Origin of the sequence: Burkholderia sp. LFS061, assembly GCF_047978125.1 — a bacterium.
Lineage (GTDB): Bacteria > Pseudomonadota > Gammaproteobacteria > Burkholderiales > Burkholderiaceae > Burkholderia > Burkholderia pyrrocinia_C.
In genome coordinates this window covers 53,886-74,868 of sequence record NZ_JBFPFS010000034.1, presented here as the reverse complement: position 1 = coordinate 74,868, position 20,983 = coordinate 53,886, and the positions used below count along the sequence as shown (strand labels likewise).

Annotated in this window: 19 protein-coding genes; 15 read left to right on the top strand and 4 right to left on the bottom strand. The window is 67.4% G+C overall.

All coding sequences use genetic code 11. The features are described from left to right. From ACNQQL_RS25770 to ACNQQL_RS25730, 9 genes are all read left to right on the top strand, one after another. Complete coding sequence (locus tag ACNQQL_RS25770; RefSeq protein WP_347066633.1) at nt 1-897, top strand: alpha/beta fold hydrolase; 897 nt, start codon at nt 1-3, stop codon at nt 895-897. Further along, entirely contained in the window at nt 894-1,748 is an 855-nt protein-coding gene (locus ACNQQL_RS25765) for an IclR family transcriptional regulator (RefSeq protein WP_072443357.1), read from the top strand. The genes ACNQQL_RS25770 and ACNQQL_RS25765 overlap by 4 nt, the downstream gene beginning before the upstream one ends. After that, nucleotides 1,745-2,542 (top strand): SDR family oxidoreductase, encoded by a 798-nt coding sequence (locus ACNQQL_RS25760; RefSeq protein ID WP_347066631.1) that lies wholly within the window; start codon nt 1,745-1,747, stop codon nt 2,540-2,542. The genes ACNQQL_RS25765 and ACNQQL_RS25760 overlap by 4 nt, the downstream gene beginning before the upstream one ends. Further along, nucleotides 2,535-4,202, top strand: coding sequence for a thiamine pyrophosphate-binding protein (locus tag ACNQQL_RS25755; protein WP_347066629.1), 1,668 nt, complete (start codon nt 2,535-2,537; stop codon nt 4,200-4,202). Before ACNQQL_RS25760 ends, ACNQQL_RS25755 begins: the two co-directional genes overlap by 8 nt. Continuing rightward, the gene (locus ACNQQL_RS25750) at nt 4,195-5,022 is read left to right on the top strand and encodes an aspartate dehydrogenase (RefSeq protein WP_347066627.1); all 828 of its coding nucleotides are present in this window, start codon (nt 4,195-4,197) and stop codon (nt 5,020-5,022) included. Before ACNQQL_RS25755 ends, ACNQQL_RS25750 begins: the two co-directional genes overlap by 8 nt. Before the next feature lie 88 nt (nt 5,023-5,110). Then, nucleotides 5,111-6,601 carry an aldehyde dehydrogenase gene (locus ACNQQL_RS25745; protein WP_347066625.1) on the top strand — a complete coding sequence of 497 codons (1,491 nt, stop codon included), beginning with the start codon at nt 5,111-5,113 and terminating at the stop codon, nt 6,599-6,601. Nucleotides 6,602-6,619: 18 nt separating this feature from the next. Further along, nucleotides 6,620-7,582: a VOC family protein gene (locus ACNQQL_RS25740; protein ID WP_175959379.1), complete on the top strand. Its 963-nt coding sequence runs from the start codon at nt 6,620-6,622 to the stop codon at nt 7,580-7,582. Next, on the top strand, nt 7,579-8,823 hold the full coding sequence (locus tag ACNQQL_RS25735) for an NAD(P)/FAD-dependent oxidoreductase (RefSeq protein WP_347066623.1): 1,245 nt from the start codon (nt 7,579-7,581) through the stop codon (nt 8,821-8,823). Before ACNQQL_RS25740 ends, ACNQQL_RS25735 begins: the two co-directional genes overlap by 4 nt. Nucleotides 8,824-8,847: 24 nt before the next feature. Further along, nucleotides 8,848-10,248, top strand: coding sequence for an MFS transporter (locus ACNQQL_RS25730; RefSeq protein WP_034180360.1), 1,401 nt, complete (start codon nt 8,848-8,850; stop codon nt 10,246-10,248). A gap of 207 nt (nt 10,249-10,455) precedes the next feature. On the opposite strand, the gene acnB is transcribed toward ACNQQL_RS25730, so the two are convergent. From acnB to ACNQQL_RS25710, 4 genes are all read right to left on the bottom strand, one after another. Continuing rightward, on the bottom strand, nt 10,456-13,041 hold the full coding sequence (gene acnB / locus ACNQQL_RS25725; RefSeq protein WP_105392112.1) for a bifunctional aconitate hydratase 2/2-methylisocitrate dehydratase: 2,586 nt from the start codon (nt 13,039-13,041) through the stop codon (nt 10,456-10,458). A 509-nt stretch (nt 13,042-13,550) separates the two neighbouring features. Continuing rightward, nucleotides 13,551-14,024, bottom strand: coding sequence for a nuclear transport factor 2 family protein (locus ACNQQL_RS25720; RefSeq protein WP_347066642.1), 474 nt, complete (start codon nt 14,022-14,024; stop codon nt 13,551-13,553). A gap of 225 nt (nt 14,025-14,249) precedes the next feature. Next, a complete protein-coding gene (locus ACNQQL_RS25715) occupies nt 14,250-14,498 on the bottom strand; it encodes an adhesin (RefSeq protein ID WP_072443340.1) in 249 nt (82 codons plus the stop codon). Nucleotides 14,499-15,134: 636 nt separating this feature from the next. Continuing rightward, a complete protein-coding gene (locus tag ACNQQL_RS25710) occupies nt 15,135-15,569 on the bottom strand; it encodes a universal stress protein (protein WP_204421404.1) in 435 nt (144 codons plus the stop codon). 371 nt (nt 15,570-15,940) lie between these two features. Between ACNQQL_RS25710 and ACNQQL_RS25705 the strand changes: the two genes are divergently transcribed. The 6 genes from ACNQQL_RS25705 to ACNQQL_RS25680 all read left to right on the top strand — a co-directional run bounded on the left by ACNQQL_RS25705 (nt 15,941) and on the right by ACNQQL_RS25680 (nt 20,970). Then, nucleotides 15,941-17,425: an amidase gene (locus ACNQQL_RS25705; RefSeq protein ID WP_347066620.1), complete on the top strand. Its 1,485-nt coding sequence runs from the start codon at nt 15,941-15,943 to the stop codon at nt 17,423-17,425. Between the two features lie 393 nt (nt 17,426-17,818). Next, a complete protein-coding gene (locus ACNQQL_RS25700) occupies nt 17,819-18,505 on the top strand; it encodes a hypothetical protein (protein WP_347066618.1) in 687 nt (228 codons plus the stop codon). Nucleotides 18,506-18,628: 123 nt separating this feature from the next. Further along, nucleotides 18,629-19,459: an arylamine N-acetyltransferase gene (locus tag ACNQQL_RS25695; RefSeq protein WP_347066616.1), complete on the top strand. Its 831-nt coding sequence runs from the start codon at nt 18,629-18,631 to the stop codon at nt 19,457-19,459. Between the two features lie 114 nt (nt 19,460-19,573). Continuing rightward, on the top strand, nt 19,574-19,750 hold the full coding sequence (locus tag ACNQQL_RS25690; protein WP_347066614.1) for a CopG family transcriptional regulator: 177 nt from the start codon (nt 19,574-19,576) through the stop codon (nt 19,748-19,750). A gap of 1 nt (nt 19,751) precedes the next feature. Next, nucleotides 19,752-20,102: a VOC family protein gene (locus tag ACNQQL_RS25685; RefSeq protein WP_347066612.1), complete on the top strand. Its 351-nt coding sequence runs from the start codon at nt 19,752-19,754 to the stop codon at nt 20,100-20,102. A 7-nt stretch (nt 20,103-20,109) separates the two neighbouring features. Further along, nucleotides 20,110-20,970, top strand: a complete 861-nt coding sequence (locus ACNQQL_RS25680; RefSeq protein ID WP_347066610.1) for a class I SAM-dependent methyltransferase — start codon at nt 20,110-20,112, stop codon at nt 20,968-20,970. The last annotated feature ends 13 nt before the right edge of the window (nt 20,971-20,983 follow it).

The following is a 20,983-nucleotide window of genomic DNA, read 5'->3' as shown; positions in this document are numbered from 1 at the left end:
ATGAGTGTCATCGACAAACGTGAACGCGACCGCACCGCGGCATTCGCCGCGCTGCTCGGGCAATTTCCCGAGCAGCGTTGCGCGGCCGGCGCGGCGGGCACGATCGGATATCGCGAGGCCGGCGCGCAGCATGCGGGCCGCGCGCTGCCCGTCGTGCTGCTGCACGGGATCGGTTCGGGCGCCGCATCCTGGGTGCGCCAGCTCGACACGCTCGGCGCATCGCGGCATGTGCTCGCGTGGGATGCGCCCGGTTATGGCGTGTCGACGCCCGTGCACGGCGCGTCGCCGGCCGCCGCCGATTACGCGGCATCGCTGAGCGCGTGGCTCGAGGCACTCGGCATCGAACGCTGCGTGCTGGTCGGGCATTCGCTCGGTGCGATCGTCGCGGGCGGTCTCGCCCGCGTGATGCCCGGTCGGATCGCCGGCCTGCTGCTGGTGTCGCCTGCCGGCGGCTACGGCAGCGCGCCCGCCGAAACGCGCGAGTCGCGCCGCGACGCGCGGCTCGCGATGCTCGCGGAACTCGGTCCGGCCGGGCTCGCCGAGCAGCGCAGCGGCAACATGCTGTCCGGTTTCGCGAGCGAGGATGCGCGTGCGTGGGTGCGCTGGAACATGGCGCGCATCGTACCGGCAGGTTACGCGCAGGCCACGCATCTGCTCGCGAATGCCGATCTCGCGGCCGATCTCGCCGGTTTTCGCGGCCGCACGGCCGTGGCCGTCGGCGCGAACGACGCGATCACGCCGCCCGCCGCATGCGAGCGGATCGCCGCGGCCGCGCACGTTGGGTTGCAGGTGATTCCGCAAGCCGGTCATGCCGGGTACGTGGAAGCGCCGGCCGTTTATTCCGCACTGATCGACACGTTCTGCCGGCAGTGCGATACGCAGTGGGGTCTGGCATGAGCGAACCGCTGCAACAAGAACCCGAAAACGGCAAGGCCGAGGCCAGCTACGTGGTGCCGGGCCTCGAACGCGGGTTGCGGATTCTCGCCGAATTCTCGCCGCGCGAGCCCGTGCTCGGCGCGCCCGAGTTGTCGAAGCGGCTCGGCATTCCGCGCACGACGGTGTTCCGTCTGCTGCAGACGCTCGAATCGCTCGGCTTTCTCGAGCGTGCGGACAAGGATCGCAACTACAAGCTCGGCATCGCCGTGCTGCGGCTCGGCTTCGAATACCTGAGCTCGCTGGAGCTGACCGATCTCGGCCTGCCGGTGATCGAGAGCCTGCGCGATGCGACCGGCTTCACGACGCACATCGTGATCCGCGACGGCCGCGACGTCGTGTTCGTCGCGAAGGCGCAGAGCCAGTCGCCGGTGTTCAGCTCGATCCGCGTGAACGTCGGCACGCGCTTGCCCGCGCATGCGACGACGCACGGCCACGTGCTGATGGGCGACCTGTCGCTGAAGGAGCTGCGCTCGCTGTATCCGGAAGGCACGCTGAACCGGATGACGAGCGCGACACCGGAGACGGTCGATGCGTTGTACGAAGTGATCCGCGAGGATGTGCTGCGCGGCTATGGCGTCAGCAATTCGTCGTTCGAACGCGGCATCTCGGTGGTCACGGCGCCGGTGCGAAACGAGACGCAGAAGATCGTCGCGTGCATCACGGTGACCGTGCCGCGCCCGGAGATCGACGCGGCGCTGATCGCGGACGGGTTGATCGACAAGGTGCAGCGCGCGGCGGCGGAACTGTCGCGGCGGCTCAATTACCGCTCGGATGACGAGCACACGTTTATGAAGGCGTTAGGACTCCGATGATTGAGATCGATCTGACCGGGCAGGTTGCGGTGGTGACGGGCGGTTCGTCCGGCATCGGCCTCGCGACGGCCGAACGATTCCTGCAGGCCGGCGCATCGGTCGCGATTTGCGGCCGCGACGGCGACCGCCTCGCACGCGCCGAAGCGATGCTTCGCGACAAATACGCGGGCGCGCAACTGCTCGCCGAGCGCTGCAACGTGCTCGACGAAGCCGACGTGGCCGCGTTCGCACAAGCGGTGTCCGCGCGCTTCGGCGGTACCGACATGCTGGTCAACAACGCAGGCCAGGGCCGCGTGTCGACCTTCGCCGATACGACCGACGACGCGTGGCGCGACGAGCTCGAACTGAAGTACTTCAGCATCATCCGCCCGACGCGCGCGTTCCTGCCGCTGCTGCGCGACGCGCAGGCGCCGACGATCACCTGCGTGAACTCGCTGCTCGCGCTGCAGCCCGAGCCGCACATGGTCGCGACGTCGTCGGCGCGCGCGGGCGTGCTGAGCCTCGTGAAGTCGCTCGCGACCGAACTGGCGCCGCAGCGCATCCGCGTGAACTCGATCCTGATCGGCATCGTCGAGTCCGGCCAGTGGCGCCGCCGCTACGAAGTGCAGGCGCAAGCCGGCGAAAGCTGGGAAGACTGGACGGGTGCGCTCGCGCGCAAGAAGAACATTCCGCTGAACCGCTTCGGCAAGCCCGACGAGGCCGCCTGGGCACTTTTTTATCTCGCAACGCATCTGTCGTCCTACACGACGGGCAGCCATATCGACGTTTCTGGAGGCTTTGCACGCCATGTCTGAAAAAACCACGGTTGGCGAGCTGATTGCCGCCTTTCTCGAGCAGTGCGGCGTGAAAACCGCATTCGGTGTCATCTCGATCCACAACATGCCGATCCTCGACGCGATCAACTCGCGCGGCAACATCCGGTATGTCGGCGCGCGCGGCGAAGCCGGCGCGGTGAACATGGCCGACGGCCTGGCCCGCGTGTCGGGCGGCCTCGGCGTCGCGTTCACGAGCACGGGCACGGCGGCGGGCAACGCGGCCGGCGCGATGGTCGAGGCACTGACGGCCGGCACCGCGATGCTGCACATTACGGGGCAGATCGAGACACCGTACCTCGACCAGGACCTCGCCTATATCCATGAAGCGCCCGATCAATTGACGATGCTGGACGCGATCTCGAAGGCCGCGTTCCGCGTGCGCACGGTCGAGACCGTGCTGCCGACGATCCGCGAAGCCGTGCGCATCGCGCAGACCGCGCCGACGGGCCCCGTGTCGGTCGAGATTCCGATCGACATCCAGGCCGCCGAAATCGAATGGCCGGAAGACCTCGCGCCGGCACACGTCGCGGTGCGCGAGCACGACGCCGCACGCGTCGCGAAGCTCGCCGAGGCACTCGCGGCCAAGCGCCGTCCGCTGCTGTGGCTCGGCGGCGGCGCGCGCCACGCCCGCGACGAAGTCGAGCGCCTCGTGAAGCTCGGCTTCGGCGTCGTGACGAGCGTGCAGGGCCGCGGCGTGCTGCCCGAGGATCATCCGGCGACGCTCGGCGCGTTCAACGTGCATGCGTCCGTCGAAGCGTTCTACAAGACCTGCGACGCACTCGTCGTGGTCGGCTCGCGCCTGCGCGGCAACGAGACGCTGAAGTACAAGCTCGCGCTGCCGCAGCCGCTGTTCCGCGTCGATGCCGACGCGCTCGCCGACAACCGCGGCTATCGCAACGAGCTGTTCGTGCACGGCGATTCGAAGCGCGTGCTGGCCGAACTGGCCGACCTGCTCGAAGGCCGCCTGTCGGTCGATCCGCAGTTCGCATCCGATCTCGCGGCGGCCCGCGAGCAGGCGGTTGCCGATGTGGCGAAGGGCCTGGGGCCCTACAAGCAGCTCGTCGATACGCTGCAGGGCGCCGTCGGCCGCGACTACAACTGGGTGCGCGACGTGACGATCTCGAACAGCACGTGGGGCAACCGCCTGCTGAAGATCTTCGAACCGCGCGCGGGCGTGCATGCGCTCGGCGGCGGCATCGGCCAGGGCATTCAGATGGGCATCGGCGCGGCGCTGGCGGGTGCCGCCGCGAAGACGGTCTGCCTCGTCGGCGACGGCGGCCTGATGGTCAACGTCGGCGAGCTGGTGACGGCCGTGCAGGAAAACGCGAACGTGATGATCGTGCTGATGAACGACCAGTGCTACGGCGTGATCCGCAACATCCAGGACGCGCACTACGGCGGCCGCCGCTGCTTCGTGCAGTTGCACCAGCCCGATTTCGCGCAGTTCTGCGCGAGCTTCGGCCTCACGCATTACCGGATCACATCGCTCGACCAGGCCGAAGCGATCGTGCGCGAAGGGATGGCAAAGGAAGGGCCGGTGATGGTCGAAGTCGACATGCTGTCGGTCGGCTCGTTCGCATCGCAGTTCGCAGGCCCGCCGGTGAAGAAGGAAGCACCGTCGGAGCGCCAGTATGCGTAACGATCACGCACGCGGGCACGCACCCGTCGACGTCGCGATGATCGGCTTCGGCGCGATCGGCGCGGCCGTGTATCACGCGGTCGAGCACGATGCGGCGCTGCGCATCGCGCACGTGATCGTGCCCGACCACCAGCGCGCCGCGGTGCAGAGCGTGCTGGGCGGCGCGGTGGAGGTCGTGTCGTCGGTCGACGCACTGGCCCGCCGCCCCGGGTTCGCGCTCGAATGCGCGGGCCACAGTGCGCTCGTCGATCACGTCGTGCCGCTCTTGAAGGCCGGCACCGACTGCGCGGTCGCATCGATTGGCGCGCTGTCCGATCTCGCGCTGCTCGACGTGCTGTCGCGGGCCGCCGACGAAGGCGACGCGACGCTGACGCTGCTGTCCGGCGCGATCGGCGGCATCGACGCGCTGGCTTCCGCGAAGCAGGGCGGTCTCGACGAAGTGCTGTACGTCGGCCGCAAGCCGCCGCTCGGCTGGCTCGGCACGCCGGCCGAGGAGTTGTGCGACCTGCGCGCGATGACCGAAGAAAAGGTGATCTTCGAAGGCACTGCGCGCGACGCTGCGCGGCTCTATCCGAAGAACGCGAACGTCGCGGCGACCGTCGCGCTCGCGGGCCTCGGCCTCGATGCGACGCGCGTGCGCCTGATCGCCGATCCGGCCGTCGCGCGCAACGTGCACCGCATCACCGCGCGCGGCGCATTCGGCGAGATGTCGCTGGAAATGAGCGGCAAGCCGCTGCCCGACAACCCGAAGACGTCGGCGCTGACGGCGTTCAGCGCGATCCGCGCGCTGCGCAACCGCGCGGCCCGCTGCGTGATCTGAGCGGCGCTTCGAGAGATTCGGACTATTGAACGTCCGCCCGCGCCACGGCGAGGGCGGGTGCGCAGAGACAGATTTGTGGGACTGTGAAATGACACCTTTCGATACGAGCCTGGTACCCGACGGCAACATCCTGATCGGCGGCGAGTGGCGGCGCGGCCGTGGCGCGCCCTATGCCAGCATCTATCCGGCCGACCAGTCGGTGAACATGGAAGTCTCGACGGCGAACGCCGAAGACGCGGCCGAAGCCGTCGAAGCCGCCGACGCCGCATGGCGCCGCGCCGACTGGGCCGGGCTGAAGCCGCATCAGCGCGCGCAGGTGCTGTACCGCATCGCGGATCTGATCATGCAGCGCCACGAGGCGCTCGCGAACCTGCAGCGTCGCGACAACGGCAAGCCGATCGGCGAGACGCGCGTGCTGGTGGCCAGCGCGGCGAACACGTTCCGCTATTTCGCGGCCTGCCTCGAAACGCTCGACGAAGAGCTGACGCCATCGCGCGGCGACTACCTGACGATGAGCGTGTACGAGCCGATCGGCGTGATCGCGGCGATCACGCCGTGGAACTCGCCGATCGCATCCGACGCGCAGAAGCTCGCGCCGGCACTCGCAGGCGGCAACGCGGTGGTGCTCAAGCCCGCCGAAGTCACGCCGCTCGTGTCGCTTGCGCTCGCGCGCATCTGCGAGGAAGCCGGCGTACCGAAGGGCGTGCTGAGCGTGCTGCCGGGCAGGGGCTCGGTGATCGGCGACGTGCTCGTGCGCCATCCGCTGGTGAAGAAGGTGTCGTTCACGGGCGGTACCGAAGTGGGCCGCGGCATCGCGCGCATCGCGGCCGAGAAGCTGATGCCCGTGTCGCTCGAACTCGGCGGCAAGTCGCCGACGATCGTGTGCGACGACGCCGATCTCGATCATGCGGTCAACGGCGTGCTATACGGCATTTTCAGCTCGTCGGGCGAAGCGTGCATCGCGGGTTCGCGGCTGTTCGTGCAGCGCACGGTGTACGACGAATTCATGAAGCGCCTGGTTGCGGGCGCACGCAAGCTGCGCGTGGGCGACCCGACGCGGCCCGATACGCAGATGGGGCCGCTGATCACCGCGAAGCATCGCGAATCGGTGGAGCGCTACGTCGCGCTCGGCCTGGAAGAAGGCGGCCGCCTGCTGTGCGGCGGCGAGCGGCCGTCGGGCGACGGGCGCGAGCACGGCTTCTTCTACCAGCCGACGATACTCGAAGGCTTGCCGAACAGCGCGCGCATCTGCCAGGAAGAAATCTTCGGGCCTGTGCTCGTCGCGATGCCGTTTGACGATGAAGCGTCGCTGATCGCGCAGGCGAACGACAGCGTGTTCGGTCTTGCCGCCGGCATCTGGACGCGCGACTACAAGCGTGCCTGGCGTATCGCGCGCGCGCTGGAGACGGGCACCGTATGGATCAACACGTACAAGCTGTTCTCGATCTCCACGCCGTTCTCCGGCTGGAAGGAGAGCGGGATGGGGCGCGAGAAGGGGCGTCTCGGCATCCGCGAGTACATGCAGCAGAAGAGCCTCTACTGGGGTTTGAACGACGCGCCGCTGCCGTGGGCGAACTGAGCGAAGGGGAATGACGCAATGAGCATTTTGGGAATCGAGCAGATCACGTACGGCGTCGACGATCTCGCGACCTGCCGGCGCTTTTTCGCCGACTGGGGGCTGAAGGAAGTCGCGCACGACGACACGCGCGCGCGCTTCGAAACGATGAACGGCTGCACCGTGCTGGCCGTCAACGCCGACGATCCGGCGCTGCCGCCCGCGTTTGAAGCGGGTCCGACGCTGCGCGAGGTCACGTGGGGCGTCGCGACGCAGGGCGAACTCGACGCGCTGCGCACGAAGCTCGCCGGCCAGCCAGGTTATTACTCGCACGACGATGCGGTCGGCTGTATCGACCCGAACGGAATGGCGATCCGCGTCGAAGTCACGCGCAAGCGCGAACTCGACATCACGGGCTCGCCGTCGAACGTGTGGGGCCAGACGCTGCGCGTCGACCAGCCGAGCCCGATCTATGCACGCGCGGAGCCGGTCGAGGTCGGGCATGTCGTGTTCTTCACGAACTGCCTCGACGAACAGGAAAAGTTCTATCACGAACTGCTCGGCTTCGAGACGTCCGATCGCTACCCGGGCCGCGGCGCGTTCATGCGCTGCGCGCCGCACGGCGGCCATCACGACCTGTTCCTGCTCGCGCTGCCGAACGGAAAGCGTGGCCTGAACCACGTCGCATTCACCGTGCGCGACATCCACGAAGTGTTCGGCGGCGGCATGCATATCGACCGCTGCGGCTGGGAAACGCAACTCGGCCCGGGCCGTCACCCGGTGTCGTCTGCGTACTTCTGGTACTTCCAGAATCCGGCCGGCGCGCTGATCGAGTACTACGCGGACGAGGACGTGCTGACGCCCGAATGGCAGCCGCGCGAATTCGAGCCGGGCCCGACCGTGTTCGCCGAGTGGGCCGTCGACGGCGGCCTCGACGGCAACACGCGCCGGCAGAAAAACGCGAAGGCGCCGGAAGGCAAGTTCATGACGGAGCGCAAATCATGACCGAAGCGAACACGCAGGCGCAGCCCGCGCCCGGCACGGTCGTCGTGATCGGCGGCGGTCAGGCCGCCGGCTGGGTGCTGAAGACGTTGCGCGCGGAAGGTTACACGGGGCGCCTCGTGATGATCGCGGACGAGCCGCACCTGCCGTACGAGCGTCCGCCGCTGTCGAAGGCCGTGCTGGCCGGCGACGCCGGTATCGAAACCGTACGCGTCGTGCGCCCGGATGAATTCGACGCGCTCGATATCGAAGCATGGCAGCCGGAACGCGCGGCGTCGATCGACCGCGCGCGCCGCGTGGTGACGACCGCCAGCGGCCGCGAGATCGAATACGACCGGCTCGTGATCGCGACCGGCGGCACGTCGCGCCGCCTGCCGGACGCAATCGTGAGGACGCCGAACCTGCACTACTTGCGTACCCTCGATGAAGCGGCAGCGCTCGGCGAGAAGCTGCGCGCGAGCCAGCGCGTGCTCGTGATCGGCGGCGGCTGGATCGGCCTCGAAGTCGCGGCGACCGCGCGCAAGCTCGGCGTCGGGGCGGTCGTGGTCGAAGGCGCGCCGCGCCTGTGCGGCCGCTCGGTGCCGCAGATCGTGTCGGATTTCCTGCTCGACCTGCATCGCGCGAACGGCGTCGACGTGCGTCTCGGCGCGGCGCTCGCGTCGCTCGATGCGCAGCCTGGCGATGCATCGAAGGTACGCGCGACGCTCGCTGACGGCACGACGATCGACGCCGATTTCGCGGTGGCCGGCATCGGCCTCGCGCTGAACGCATCGCTCGCGAGCGATGCGGGGCTGGCCGTCGACGACGGCATCGTCGTCGACGAATTCGGTGCGACGAGCGACCCGGCGATCTTCGCGTGCGGCGATGTCGCGAACCATCATAACGGCTGGCTGAAACGGCGCGTGCGGCTCGAATCGTGGGCCAACGCGCAGAACCAGGCGATCGCGGCCGCGAAAGCTGTGCTCGACGTGCGCGCGCCGTACGCGGAGATTCCGTGGTTCTGGTCCGATCAGTACGACGTGAACCTGCAGATCCTCGGCGATCTGCCGGCCGATGCGCAGCTCGTCGTGCGCGGCGATCTCGCCGCGCGCCGCGCGACGCTGTTTTTCCTTGGCGACGGGCATGTGAGAGGTGTCATCGCCGTGAACAACGCGCGCGAGCTGAAGCTCGCGCGCAAGTGGATGAACCAGGGCCGGGCAGTGGATACGGAAGCCCTGGCGGACACGACCAAAGCGCTTGCCTGACCGGCAAACCAGGAGACACTCCGCATGAGCACTTTCGACAACGTCGTGGCCGGACGCGCCACGATGGAAGCTGCCGCCTCCACGCCCGGCGCGATCATCGCGCGGCTCGAGCGGCTTCCCGGCAACGCGATGCAGATCCGCGCACGCGTGCTGATCGGCACCGCGACGTTCTTCGACGGCTTCGACGTGATCACGATCGCGGCGACGCTGCCGCTGCTGATTCACAAATGGGGGCTGTCGCCGACGCAGATCGGCATGCTGATCGCATCCGGCGCGATCGGCCAGCTGATCGGCGCCTTCCTGTTTCCCGCGCTGGCCGAGAAGCACGGCCGTGTGAAGGCGATCGCATGGAGCTCGGCCGTGATCGGCATCACGAGCATCGCATGCGGTTTCGCGCCGACTTTCGAGGTGTTCGTGCTGCTGCGGATCCTGCAGGGGCTCGGGCTCGGCGGCGAGCTGCCGGTTGCCGCGACGTACATCAACGAGATCACGCGCGCGCATGGCCGCGGCCGTTTCGTGCTGCTGTACGAGATCGTGTTCCCGATCGGCCTGCTGGTGTCGATGGCGCTCGGTGCGTGGCTCGTGCCGCGCTTCGGCTGGGAAATCATGTACTTCGTCGGCGGGCTGCCGCTGATCCTGTCGCTCGTGCTCACGCGCCTCGTGCCGGAATCGCCGCGCTGGCTCGCGTCGCGCGGGCGGCTCGCGGAAGCCGGGCGCGCAGTCGGCGTGTTCGAAGCGTCGGTGCGCGGCGAACTGCCGCCGGTCACGCAGGCGGCCGCGTTCGACGAGATGGTGCGCCAGCATCCGAAGCGCAGGATGAGCGACCTGTTCAGCGCCGCGTATCGCAAGCGCACGCTCGCGGTGGCGACGTTGTGGGCGACCTGCGGGTTCATCCAGTACGGACTGTCGACGTGGCTGCCGACGATCTACAAGAACTTCTATCATGCGCCGCTGCAGCTCGCACTGAACCTCGCGGTGATCGGTTCGGTGATGGGTGTGCTCGGGTCGCTGGCGTCGGCGCTGCTCGTCGACAAGCTCGGCCGCAAGCCGGTGATCGTGTGGTCGTTCGTGCTGTGCGCGCTGTCGCTGGCGCTCGCGGGCATCTATCACGCATCGTCGGTGTATGTCGTTGCGGTGTTCTGCTCGCTGTCGCTCGGGTTGATGGCGTCGGGGTTCATTACCGCGTACGTCTACACGCCGGAACAATATCCGACGAGCATCCGCGCGTCGGGCTGCGGGCTCGGCAGCGCGTGGCTGAAGATCGCGTCGTTCGTCGCGCCGATGGTCGTGCCGCACGCGATCATCGGCGGGAACCTCGCGCCCGCGTTCTACCTGATCGGCATCGTGCCGCTGATCGCGGCGGTGACCGTGCACTTCGTCGGGATCGAGACGAAGGGGAAGGTGCTGGAGGCGCTCGAAGCGTAAGCGCGGCTGGCGGTAACGGATGTTGTGCAAAGGCCCGGGCGATGTCCGGGTCTTTTTGTCTGGGGCGACCCGTTGGCAGCGGAGCGCGTTGCGCCCAACCTGAAGACGTCCGGCGCCGAATAAAAAAATGGCGCCGCGAGCATGCAGCCTGCGGCGCCATTGCGTGTCGCTGCGACGGGAAAGACCCGCCGCAGCCCGACAGCGTGCTTACATCTGCACGGTGTCGGCCACTTCCTTGAAGTCTTCGATCTGGTCGAAGTTCATGTACTTGTAGATCTTGTCGCCGTTGGCGCTGAGCACGCCCATGTCGGCCATGTACTCGTCCTTGGTCGGGATCTTGCCCAGGCGCGAGCAGATCGCCGCCAGTTCCGCCGACCCGAGGTACACGTTCGTGTTCTTGCCCAGGCGGTTCGGGAAGTTGCGGGTCGACGTCGACATGACCGTCGCGCCTTCGCGCACCTGTGCCTGGTTACCCATGCACAGCGAGCAGCCCGGCATTTCGGTACGCGCACCGGCCGTGCCGAACACGCCGTAGTGACCTTCTTCCGTCAGCTGCTTCTGGTCCATCTTGGTCGGCGGCGCGACCCACAGCTTGACCGGGATGTCGCGCTTGCCTTCGAGCAGCTTCGACGCCGCACGGAAGTGGCCGATGTTGGTCATGCACGAGCCGATGAACACTTCGTCGATCTTCGCGCCAGCGACGTCGGACAGCGTCTTCACGTCGTCCGGGTCGTTCGGGCATGCGACGATCGGCTCATGGATGTCGGCGAGATCGATCTCGATGACGGCCGCGTAGTCGGCGTCGGCATCCGGCGACAGCAGTTGCGGGTCGGCCAGCCACTGCTCCATTGCCGCGATACGGCGCTGCAGGCTGCGCGGATCCTGGTAGCCCTGCGCGATCATCCACTTCAGCAGCGTGACGTTGCTGTTCAGGTATTCGATGATCGGTTCCTTGTTCAGGTGGACCGTGCAACCGGCGGCCGAACGCTCGGCGGACGCATCCGACAGTTCGAACGCTTGCTCGACCTTCAGGTCGGGCAGGCCTTCGATTTCGAGAATGCGGCCCGAGAAGATGTTCTTCTTGCCTTGCTTGGCGACCGTCAGCATGCCTTGCTTGATCGCGTACAGCGGAATCGCGTTGACGAGGTCGCGCAGCGTGACGCCCGGCTGCATCTTGCCCTTGAAGCGGACCAGCACCGATTCCGGCATGTCCAGCGGCATCGTGCCGGTGGCGGCCGCGAAGGCCACCAGGCCCGAGCCTGCCGGGAAGCTGATGCCGATCGGGAAGCGCGTGTGCGAATCGCCGCCGGTGCCGACGGTGTCGGGCAGCAGCATGCGGTTCAGCCACGAGTGGATCACGCCGTCGCCCGGACGCAGCGCGATGCCGCCACGCGTGCTGATGAAGTTCGGCAGCGTCTGGTGCGTCTTCACGTCGACCGGCTTCGGATAAGCGGCGGTGTGGCAGAACGACTGCATCACGAGGTCGGCCGAGAAGCCGAGGCATGCCAGATCCTTCAGCTCGTCGCGGGTCATCGGGCCCGTGGTGTCCTGCGAGCCGACGGAGGTCATCTTCGGTTCGCAGTACGTGCCCGGACGGACGCCCTGGCCTTCCGGCAAACCGCATGCGCGGCCGACCATCTTCTGCGCGAGCGAGAAGCCCTTGCCGCTGTCGGCCGGCTGGTGCGGCAGGCGGAACAGCGTCGACGGCGCGAGGCCCAGCGCTTCGCGTGCCTTCGCGGTCAGGCCACGGCCGATGATCAGCGGAATGCGGCCGCCGGCGCGCACTTCGTCGAACAGCACGTCGGACTTGACCTGGAATTCGGCGATCACTTCGCCGTTCTTCAGCGCCTTGCCGTCATACGGACGCAGTTCGACCACATCGCCCATTTCCATCTGCGACACGTCGAGTTCGATCGGCAGCGCGCCTGCATCTTCCATCGTGTTGTAGAAGATCGGGGCGATCTTGCCGCCGAGGCACACGCCGCCGAAGCGCTTGTTCGGCACGAACGGGATGTCTTCGCCGGTGAACCACAGCACCGAGTTGGTGGCCGACTTGCGCGAGGAGCCGGTGCCGACCACGTCGCCCACGTACGCGACCAGGTGACCCTTTTCCTTCAGCGACTCGATGAACTTGACCGGGCCGCGCTTGCCGTCTTCTTCCGGCGTGATGCCCGGGCGCGCGTTCTTCAGCATCGCCAGCGCGTGCATCGGGATGTCCGGGCGGGTGGTGGCGTCCGGTGCCGGCGACAGGTCATCGGTGTTGGTTTCGCCCGTCACCTTGAAGACGGTGACGGTCAGGCTTTGCGGCACTTCCGGGCGGCTGGTGAACCATTCGGCGTCGGCCCAGCTTTGCAGCACGGCCTTCGCGTGCGCGTTGCCCTTGTCGGCGAGTTCCTTCACGTCATGGAACTGGTCGAACATCAGCAGGGTTTTCTTCAGCGCGTCGGCGGCCACGGCCGCGACTGCGTCGTCGGACAGCAGTTCGATCAGCGGCTGGATGTTGTAGCCGCCCAGCATCGTGCCGAGCAGTTCGGTGGCGCGCTCGCGCGAGATCAGCGGGCAGGCGGTCTCGCCCTTGGCCACGGCGGCCAGGAAGCCGGCCTTCACGCGGGCGGCTTCGTCGACGCCGGCCGGCACGCGGTAGGTGATCAGTTCGAGCAGCGTCTGCTCTTCGCCGGCGGGCGGGTTCGTCAGCAGTTCCACCAGTTCGGCGGTTTGCTGAGCCGTCAGCGGCAGGGGAGGAATACCGAGCGCGGCGCGGGCGGCCACGTGAGCACGAAAGTTTTCAAGCATGGGGAGACCTGCTGATATGGCGTTTGAGGGGAAGGCCTTTCCGGCACTCCGGGGCTGTTCCAGGCACTGCTTTGAGCGGGATTCTAATCTCAATGAACTGTAACGTCAAATGTCTTATGTCTTATATAAGAGTTGATGGGCAGGATGCGGGGGAGTATGGCGTCACGGGGGAGTCGGCGTTTCCGCGCGTGCTCCGAAGGGCGGCCCGAGCGCCTTTGCGGGCAAGGTATTCCGTGTGGTTCTGGCGATAGCCGGCAGGGGGGCGATTTGCGGCTGGCTGCCCGGCTGCGGTTTGGGGGCGTCCGTTGACGCCAGGTCGGTCTCTTCGGGGTTCGCTTTCGTTATGTGGAACAGAAGCGGGCCGTGCGAAGCCGCGCCGGACGACTACACGCCCCAGCTAGAGAAGCCCTTGCGCTCGATTCTGGTTTCAGGTGCCGCACATATCTGCACAAGCACGCAAGAAGCGGTACACACGCCAACGCCACGATGAAACAGTAGCGGCGCGTGCCCTATCTGCGCTTTGCCCGATACGCGTCGAGATTCTTCCGCGCCTGCGCGCGGATCGCGCGTTGCACGAACGGCGTCCAGCCGAGCAGGGCGCCCTTCAGCCCAAGCGCCTGACGCGCCCAGCGCCACAGGTCGAAACTGTCGCGATGCTCGGCGATGAGCCCGTCGCGGAACCGGAAACGCGCGTCGATCCGGTTGACCACCATGCGGCCGGTCGCGGTGAACCGGTAGTGCGCGACCCACTGCGCGCGCCCGATTTGTTCGTCCGCGTCGACCTCGCCGAACGTCAACGAAAATTCCTGCGCACGCGCCACCAGCATGCGCCACATGTCGCGCGCGAGCTCGCCGCGCAGCTCGCCGAACGCAGGATCGCCGAAGACGATGTCGTCGGCATAGCAGGCGAGCATCGCGTCGATGTCGCGCTGCTGAAAGGCCGTGTAAAAACGCTGGATCAAATCGGTGTTGGGATGACTCATCTTTTGATTGACTGTTGTTGTAGATGAAGCGGCGTCTCCGCTTACGGCAAGGACGGCCCGATGGCCCAGATGTCGATGCGTCTTCCCCGCGACGACACGGGCCACGAGCAGACGTTCAGCGTGAACGGCGTCCGGAGCGTGACGTCCGTCGCGACATCGATCGGGAAAATGACGGTAAACAGCGGGAATTGACTCGAATGCGACCGGAACGTCACCGGATTCGCGTCAACGGTTCGCCATCGCGACGTCCCGGTTGCCTCGCCCGGTCACGAGGCAACCCGACATGAATGCCTCGCTCTGGCTGCCGGCGGCCGCCTCGCCGAAGCCGCGGCCGAGCGCGTCGGCCTTCACTTGCGCGGCGCCCTGTTCGCATGCAAGCGGGCTGGCGTCGCGGCCCTGCGCATGCAGGATCGCGCGATCGGCAATGAGATACGCCAGCAGCGCGAAAACAGCGATATGTACGACTCGTCTCATGGTGCGTCTCCTCGTCGTTCAAGCGTAACGCGGACACGTTCGGCGAAGCACTTGGGGCTTCCCCCGGTAAACGTCTGCTGAATCGGTGGCGGGGCGGCGTGATTCCGTCACGTTTTTCGTGGTTTCGCGTGCAAAAGGAAGGGGCTTTCAGGCTGGCGGCCGGAGACGAGGATAGGCACGCAGCGCGGCAATCGCGCGACGGATTTCAGCGCGACAGGCGTGTGATTCGCGCGAGTTTGACGAATGTCAGGGTACGGGCGGGAGGGGACGGTCGCGCTGCCGCTCAAAGCGATAGCATGAATGCATGATTTGACGGAATGCGATGACGGATGAATGCATCGGTTCCGGCAAGCAGGTGCGTGTTGAACATCGCTGTCGAAATAGTGAGGAATCCAAATGCTTAACGTCTCTTCCGTGCTGATCAGTCTTGCTCCGATGTGGGCAATCCTGCTGGTAGCGTCTTCGGCGGCCGCCTATTTCGTGTTCTGGCGCAAGGTCATCAAATAAGCGCTTCGCGACGGGCGGTACGCGTGCGGCGCGCAACGCGCACACGTAACACGTACTGCACCGCTCATTCGTCCGTCGCCGGTGCTGGCCCGTGGCCAGTCTCGAGGCTGGCCACGCGCATCATTCCCGTCATTGCACGGCAGTCACCGGCACATTCGAAATCCGCACCAGCCGGCCCATCACGCTGCGGCGAAACACCGACATCAGCGCATGAAGCGGGTCGTGCCTCGGCGCGACGACCACGATCTCGTCGCATCCGGTCTCGGCCGCCACGGCCGCGATCGTATCGGCCACCGGCCCGACCTTCTTCACGACGCTGTATTTGACGCCGGCGTCATGCAGAATCCGCTCAGCCATGGCCAGATCGTCGGACGCGAACTTTTCCTCGATCGAGCGCAGCCGCGACAGCGGGTGATAGGCCTCGAGCCGCGTCGATTCGAGCGGCGCCTGAACGTTGATCAGCACGATCTCCGACGCGCACCGCTCGCGATACAGGAATGTCGCGTGGCGAACCGCCTGAAGCGAGCGTGGCGAGTGACCGACAGGAACCAGCAGCTTGAGCATGAACGATGTCCGGGGAACGAGATGCTTCCAGCGTAGCGCGCAGCCGGAACGAGCCATCTAAAGAGATCGGGCGACCGCGTAAAAATGTCGTTAACGCGCGCCGTCTCGTATCGCGCCTATTAGAAATATAAGAAATTTTAGTTTATGCGCATAAACGATTTCATCGATCGGGCCGGCGCGGGCGGCCCGGTACGCGTTGCCCCGATTTAGTCGGATCCGCAATAAATCGCGACGGAAAATATCGGAGGTCGCCGAATCGGCGGCGCGTAGAGTAGAGCGCATCGGCCGCGGCGCGGCCCCTCCCGGCCGGTTCGGGGGCGACCGCCGCCGCCACGCGGCCTGCCATTCCATTCCGATTTCAGGAGACCCGCATGCCGCACGGCGCCCCGCAGCTTCTCGCTCCCGCCTCCATCCCCGTCGACCCGATCGTGCGCCTGTCGGCCGGCGAGCTCGCGTCGGCGATCCGCGGCAAGGCGGTTTCGTGCGTCGAGACGATGCGCGCGTATCTCGACCACGTCGAGCGCGTGAACGGCGCGGTCAATGCGATCGTCGCGCTGCGCGAGCGCGATGCGCTGCTCGCCGAAGCCGCGGAAAAGGATGCCGCGCTGGCGCGCGGCGAGTACCAAGGCTGGATGCACGGGATGCCGCAGGCGCCGAAGGATCTGGCGATGACGAAGGGGCTGCGGACCACCTACGGCTCGCCGATCTTCCGCGAGAACGTGCCGCAGGCCGATTCCGTCGGCGTCGCGCGGATGCGCGCGGCCGGCGCGATTTTCATCGGCAAGACCAATACGCCGGAGTTCGGGCTCGGTTCGCACACGTTCAACGAGGTTTATGGTGCGACGCGCAATCCGTACGACCTGACGAAGAGCGCGGGCGGCAGCAGCGGCGGCACGGCGGCGGCGCTCGCGTCGCGGATGCTGCCGGTGGCGGACGGCAGCGATTTCGGCGGCTCGCTGCGCAATCCGGCCGCGTTCTGCAACATCTACGGCTTTCGCCCGTCGCAGGGGCGCGTACCGCGCTGGCCGGCCGTCGACGTGTTCATGCAGCAGCTCGGCATCGAAGGGCCGATGGGCCGCACGGTCGGCGACGTCGCGCAGCTGTTCGCGATCCAGGCCGGCTACGACCGCAACGATCCGCTGTCGCGCGCGGAAGATCCGGCCGTGTTCGCGCAGCCGCTCGACGCGGACCTGCGCGGCAAGCGCATCGCGTGGGTCGGCGACTGGAACGGTTATCTCGCGACCGAGGCCGGCGTGCTCGCGCAGTGCGAACAGGGGCTGGCAACGCTGCGTGAGATCGGCTGCGACGTCGATGCCGCGCTGCCGGCATTCGCGCCCGACCGGATCTGGCGCCTGTGGCTCGTGCATCGGCACCTGCTGTCCGGCGGCGGGCTGCTCGCGCACTATCGCGATCCGGCGCGCCGCGCGCTGCTGAAGCCCGAGGCGATCTACGAGGTCGAAGGGCTGCTCGCGATGCAGGGCGCGGCCGTGTTCGATGCGAGCGTCGAGCGCACCGCGTGGCACCAGGCCGTGCTGAGCTTCTTCGACCGCTACGACTTCATCGCGGCGCCGACCGCGCAGGTGTTCCCGTTCGACGTCGACCAGCGCTGGCCGAAGGAAATCGCGGGCCGCGCGATGGATACCTATCACCGCTGGATGGAAACGGTCGTACCGTGGACGCTGGCCGGCTGCCCGGTGATCAACGTGCCGGTCGGTTTCAACGACGCGGGGCTGCCGATGGGGATGCAGTTGATCGGGCGCCCGCGCGCCGATCTCGCCGTGCTGCAGCTCGCGCGCGGCTACGAGCAGGCGGCCGACCGGGTCGGCCGGCGGCTGCCGGCGTGGATGGCTGCGTAAGGTTGAGGCGGGCCGGCAGCCGGTAACGGGTAGCAGGGTGACGAAACGGGTGGCGGTGAGCCGCCCGTTTTGCTTCGATCCTCGAACGCGATGCTTGTCGGCAGTCAGCACTCGGCACGCCCGCGAGAACGCGTTTCCTGGCCGCGATACGTTTTGCGGTTCCGCTCGCAGAACCCGAAACCCGCCGTCATTCATGCAACCGGAGAACGAATTCCGGCACAGGCGTGATATCGCGCATCAACCGCGGACGAATCCGCTCGACCGTGTCCGTCGGTCGCGGAATTGCAAGCGGCCGCGCGACGTGATTTCGTTTCGATGTGTTTCAGTCGTTGCGGCGGCGCGCGACGCGCTTCGACAATATCGGCCTCAATCATTCCGGCACGAGGGAAACACATGAAGCACATTCGCGCGACGGGCAGGCATCTGGCCTCGGCAGGCATCGCATTCGGCATCCTGGTGAGCGGCGCCGCGCACGCGCAGCTCGATCTGCAGTCGCTCGGCGCGTCGCTGCTCGGCGGCGGCCAGCAACAGGCCGCGCCCGCGCAGGGAGGCATCGCGCAACTGCTGCAGGCGTATGTCGGTGCGAACCAGCAGGTGTTGTCCGGCCAGTCGACGCTCGCATCGGCGATGGGGCTGACCGGCGCGGCCGGGCAGGCGCAGCAGGCCGCGAGCCAGCTGGCCGGCGGCAACGCGCTGACGCCGGCCGCGCTGTCGCAGATGGGCGGCGCGCAGCAGTCGGTGTCGCAGGCGCTCGGCCAGGCTTTCGCGAGCGGCGGCGCGTCGCACGGCCCGATCGACAAGCAGGCGTTCAGCAACGGCCTCGCGTCGCTCGGCCAGGGGCTCACGCAGTATTCGCAACTGCAGTCGGGGCTCGGCAGTCTCGGTTCGACCAGTGCCGCGTCGCTGCTGCAGTCGGGCCTGAATCCGCAGAACATGCAGGCCGCGTCGTATATCGCGCAAAGCGCGCCGGGCCAGTTGCAGTCGCTCGCGGCGACGCTCAGCCAGGCCGTGCAATTCGCGACGAGCCAGGGCATTTCGGTGCCGTCGGTCGCGTCGTCCGCGCTGAAGCTGCTGCCGTAACGTTGCGCGGGGCTGCGCGCGGTGCGGTGCCGGCATCGCGCGTGACGACGGACAATCGCCCCGCACAACATGGGGATTTCGCGCGATGCTATCGTGGCGTGTCCCTTTTACCGGTGCAGGTTCATGACTGACTCGTTCGACCTCTCGCGCTATTTCTCCCGCATCGGCTACGACGGCCCGGCCGAGCCGACGCTCGACGTGCTGCGCCGGCTGCATCTGCTGCACCCGCAGGCGATTCCGTTCGAAAACCTCAATCCGCTGACCGGCGCGCGCGTCGCGCTCGACCTGCCCGCGATCGTCGACAAGGTGATCGGGCGCCGCCGCGGCGGCTACTGCTTCGAACTCAACAAGCTGTTCCATACCGCGCTCACGACGATCGGTTTTCGCGTGACGCCGCTGATCGCGCGCGTGCGCTGGATGCGGCCGCCCGAGATCGTCGCAGCGCAGACGCACATGCTGCTGCGCATCGATCTCGACGATACGGTCTGGCTCGCGGACATCGGCTTCGGCAGCGCGACGCTGACCGCGCCGCTGCGCTTCGTGCCGGGCGAGCGGCAACTGACGCCGCATGGCGCGTTTCGCGTGATCGACGCGCCGGTCGACGGCGAATTCGACATGCAGTTCGAGATCCCCGACGGCTGGCAGACCACTTACCGTTTCTCGCTGAAGCCGGCCGAGTGGATCGATTACGACGCCGCGAACTGGTTTACGTCGACGTATCCCGAATCGATCTTCGTGAACGACCTGATCGCATGCCGCGTGCTGCCGGACGGCCGCGCGGCGCTACTCAACACCGCGCTGACGCTGCGCGACGCGGCGGGGGCCGGACGCACCGTCACGTTCGACGACGCGGCCGCGTGGGGCGCGTGCCTGCGCGACACGATTGGCATCGATACGGCAGGGTTCGATCTCGACGCGCTGTTTGCGCGGCTGGCGGCGCGCGCCGCGAAGTAGACGCGCGAACGCACGCTATCCGAAGGCGGCCCGCACGCTGGCCGCGCCCGACCGAGACATCCCTTGCCATCGCCCGCAGTTGACTTTTGCTAGATTGCTAGCATACTAGCCTTCATGACCGACGAAGAAGTGAAGCAATTCAACGTGTACCTGCCGCTTGGCCTGATCCGGCAGGTCAAGTATCGCGCCATCGAAGCGGAGCAATCGCTGTCCGCGCTGGTGGCCGACGCGTTGCGCGCATACCTGGCCGCGCCGCCGCCGGGCGCGGGGCCGTCCACCAAGGAGGATTGACATGTCATCCGAGCGAATCGAAGCCGTGTACCTGACGACGCACAACTGGGGCAAGTCGGCGAAATTCTTCCAGGCGCTGGGCTTCACGCTGGAATTCGAAACCGATCACAACTCGGGCCAGCTACGCAGCGGCGACGGTCCTTTTCTGTTCATCGCCGAAGTGCCGCCGGGCGAGGCGCCCGACATGCAGGTCGTGCTCAAGGTGCCGGACGAGCAGGCGGTGCGGCCGCAGCCGATCGTCGATGTCGTCACGCCGTTCGAGGACACGCACTGGGGCACGCGCGATATGACCGTGCGCGACCCGGACGGCCGCGTGTGGCGGCTGCAGGCGCCGGGCAAGCAGGGCGCGTGAGGCCGCCATGACCGATACTCGCGAAGACGCCCCCGACAGCACCGCCGCGCGCGTCGCGCTGTGGCGCGCGCTGCACGTCGAACTCGACGCGCCGCCGCACGTGCTCGCCGACGAAGTCGGGCTTCGACTGCTCGCGCCGGCGCCGGGCTGGCAGCAGCGCGGCGACATGGATCCGCAGTTCACGCGGCCGTTTCGCGCGTCGATCGTCGCGCGGGCGCGCTTCATCGAGGATCTCGTGGTCGAGCAGGCCGTGCGCGGCGTGAGCCAGTACGTGATTCTCGGCGCGGGTCTCGACAGTTTCGTGCAGCGCCGGCCCGACATGGCGTCGCGCGTGACCGTCTTCGAAGTCGACCCGCCGGCGCCGCAGGCATGGAAGCAACGCCGCCTGGTCGAACTCGGCTTCGGCGTGCCCGACTGGCTGCGCTTCGTGCCGGTCGATTTCGAGGCGAAGCAGTCGTGGCGCGATGCGCTCGTCGGCGCGGGCTTCGATGCCGGCCAGCCGGCGGTCGTGGTGTCCACCGGCGTCAGCATGTACCTGACGCGCGAAGCGAACGCGGCCGCGCTGCGCGAAGTCGCGTCGCTCGCGCCGGGCTCGACGCTCGCGATGACGTTCCTGCTGCCGCTGGAGAATGCGGATCCGGACGTGCGCCCGGGGCTCGAAATGGCCGCGAAGGGCGCGCGCGCGAGCGGCACGCCGTTCATCAGCTTCTTCATGCCGGCGCAGCTCCAGGCGCTTGCGCTGGAGGCCGGCTTCGCGGCTGCCGCGCACGTATCGGCCGCTGAACTGACGCGTCGCTATTTCGCCGATCGCGCGGATGGCCTGCGGCCGCCGAACAACGCGGAAGAGCTGCTGGTCGCGACGGTCTGACCCTGCCCGAACC

What these genes read in the sequence shown, in the direction of transcription:
- ACNQQL_RS25745 (WP_347066625.1), top strand. Translation starts at nt 5,111, where the DNA reads ATGACACCTTTCGATACGAGCCTGGTACCCGACGGCAACATCCTGATC.
- ACNQQL_RS25740 (WP_175959379.1), top strand. Translation starts at nt 6,620, where the DNA reads ATGAGCATTTTGGGAATCGAGCAGATCACGTACGGCGTCGACGATCTC.
- ACNQQL_RS25760 (WP_347066631.1), top strand. Translation starts at nt 1,745, where the DNA reads ATGATTGAGATCGATCTGACCGGGCAGGTTGCGGTGGTGACGGGCGGT.
- ACNQQL_RS25770 (WP_347066633.1), top strand. Translation starts at nt 1, where the DNA reads ATGAGTGTCATCGACAAACGTGAACGCGACCGCACCGCGGCATTCGCC.
- ACNQQL_RS25680 (WP_347066610.1), top strand. Translation starts at nt 20,110, where the DNA reads ATGACCGATACTCGCGAAGACGCCCCCGACAGCACCGCCGCGCGCGTC.
- ACNQQL_RS25715 (WP_072443340.1), bottom strand. Translation starts at nt 14,498, where the DNA reads ATGAGACGAGTCGTACATATCGCTGTTTTCGCGCTGCTGGCGTATCTC.
- ACNQQL_RS25695 (WP_347066616.1), top strand. Translation starts at nt 18,629, where the DNA reads ATGACTGACTCGTTCGACCTCTCGCGCTATTTCTCCCGCATCGGCTAC.
- ACNQQL_RS25690 (WP_347066614.1), top strand. Translation starts at nt 19,574, where the DNA reads ATGACCGACGAAGAAGTGAAGCAATTCAACGTGTACCTGCCGCTTGGC.
- ACNQQL_RS25735 (WP_347066623.1), top strand. Translation starts at nt 7,579, where the DNA reads ATGACCGAAGCGAACACGCAGGCGCAGCCCGCGCCCGGCACGGTCGTC.
- ACNQQL_RS25720 (WP_347066642.1), bottom strand. Translation starts at nt 14,024, where the DNA reads ATGAGTCATCCCAACACCGATTTGATCCAGCGTTTTTACACGGCCTTT.
- ACNQQL_RS25710 (WP_204421404.1), bottom strand. Translation starts at nt 15,569, where the DNA reads ATGCTCAAGCTGCTGGTTCCTGTCGGTCACTCGCCACGCTCGCTTCAG.
- ACNQQL_RS25750 (WP_347066627.1), top strand. Translation starts at nt 4,195, where the DNA reads ATGCGTAACGATCACGCACGCGGGCACGCACCCGTCGACGTCGCGATG.
- ACNQQL_RS25700 (WP_347066618.1), top strand. Translation starts at nt 17,819, where the DNA reads ATGAAGCACATTCGCGCGACGGGCAGGCATCTGGCCTCGGCAGGCATC.
- ACNQQL_RS25755 (WP_347066629.1), top strand. Translation starts at nt 2,535, where the DNA reads ATGTCTGAAAAAACCACGGTTGGCGAGCTGATTGCCGCCTTTCTCGAG.
- ACNQQL_RS25705 (WP_347066620.1), top strand. Translation starts at nt 15,941, where the DNA reads ATGCCGCACGGCGCCCCGCAGCTTCTCGCTCCCGCCTCCATCCCCGTC.
- ACNQQL_RS25765 (WP_072443357.1), top strand. Translation starts at nt 894, where the DNA reads ATGAGCGAACCGCTGCAACAAGAACCCGAAAACGGCAAGGCCGAGGCC.
- ACNQQL_RS25730 (WP_034180360.1), top strand. Translation starts at nt 8,848, where the DNA reads ATGAGCACTTTCGACAACGTCGTGGCCGGACGCGCCACGATGGAAGCT.
- ACNQQL_RS25685 (WP_347066612.1), top strand. Translation starts at nt 19,752, where the DNA reads ATGTCATCCGAGCGAATCGAAGCCGTGTACCTGACGACGCACAACTGG.
- acnB (WP_105392112.1), bottom strand. Translation starts at nt 13,041, where the DNA reads ATGCTTGAAAACTTTCGTGCTCACGTGGCCGCCCGCGCCGCGCTCGGT.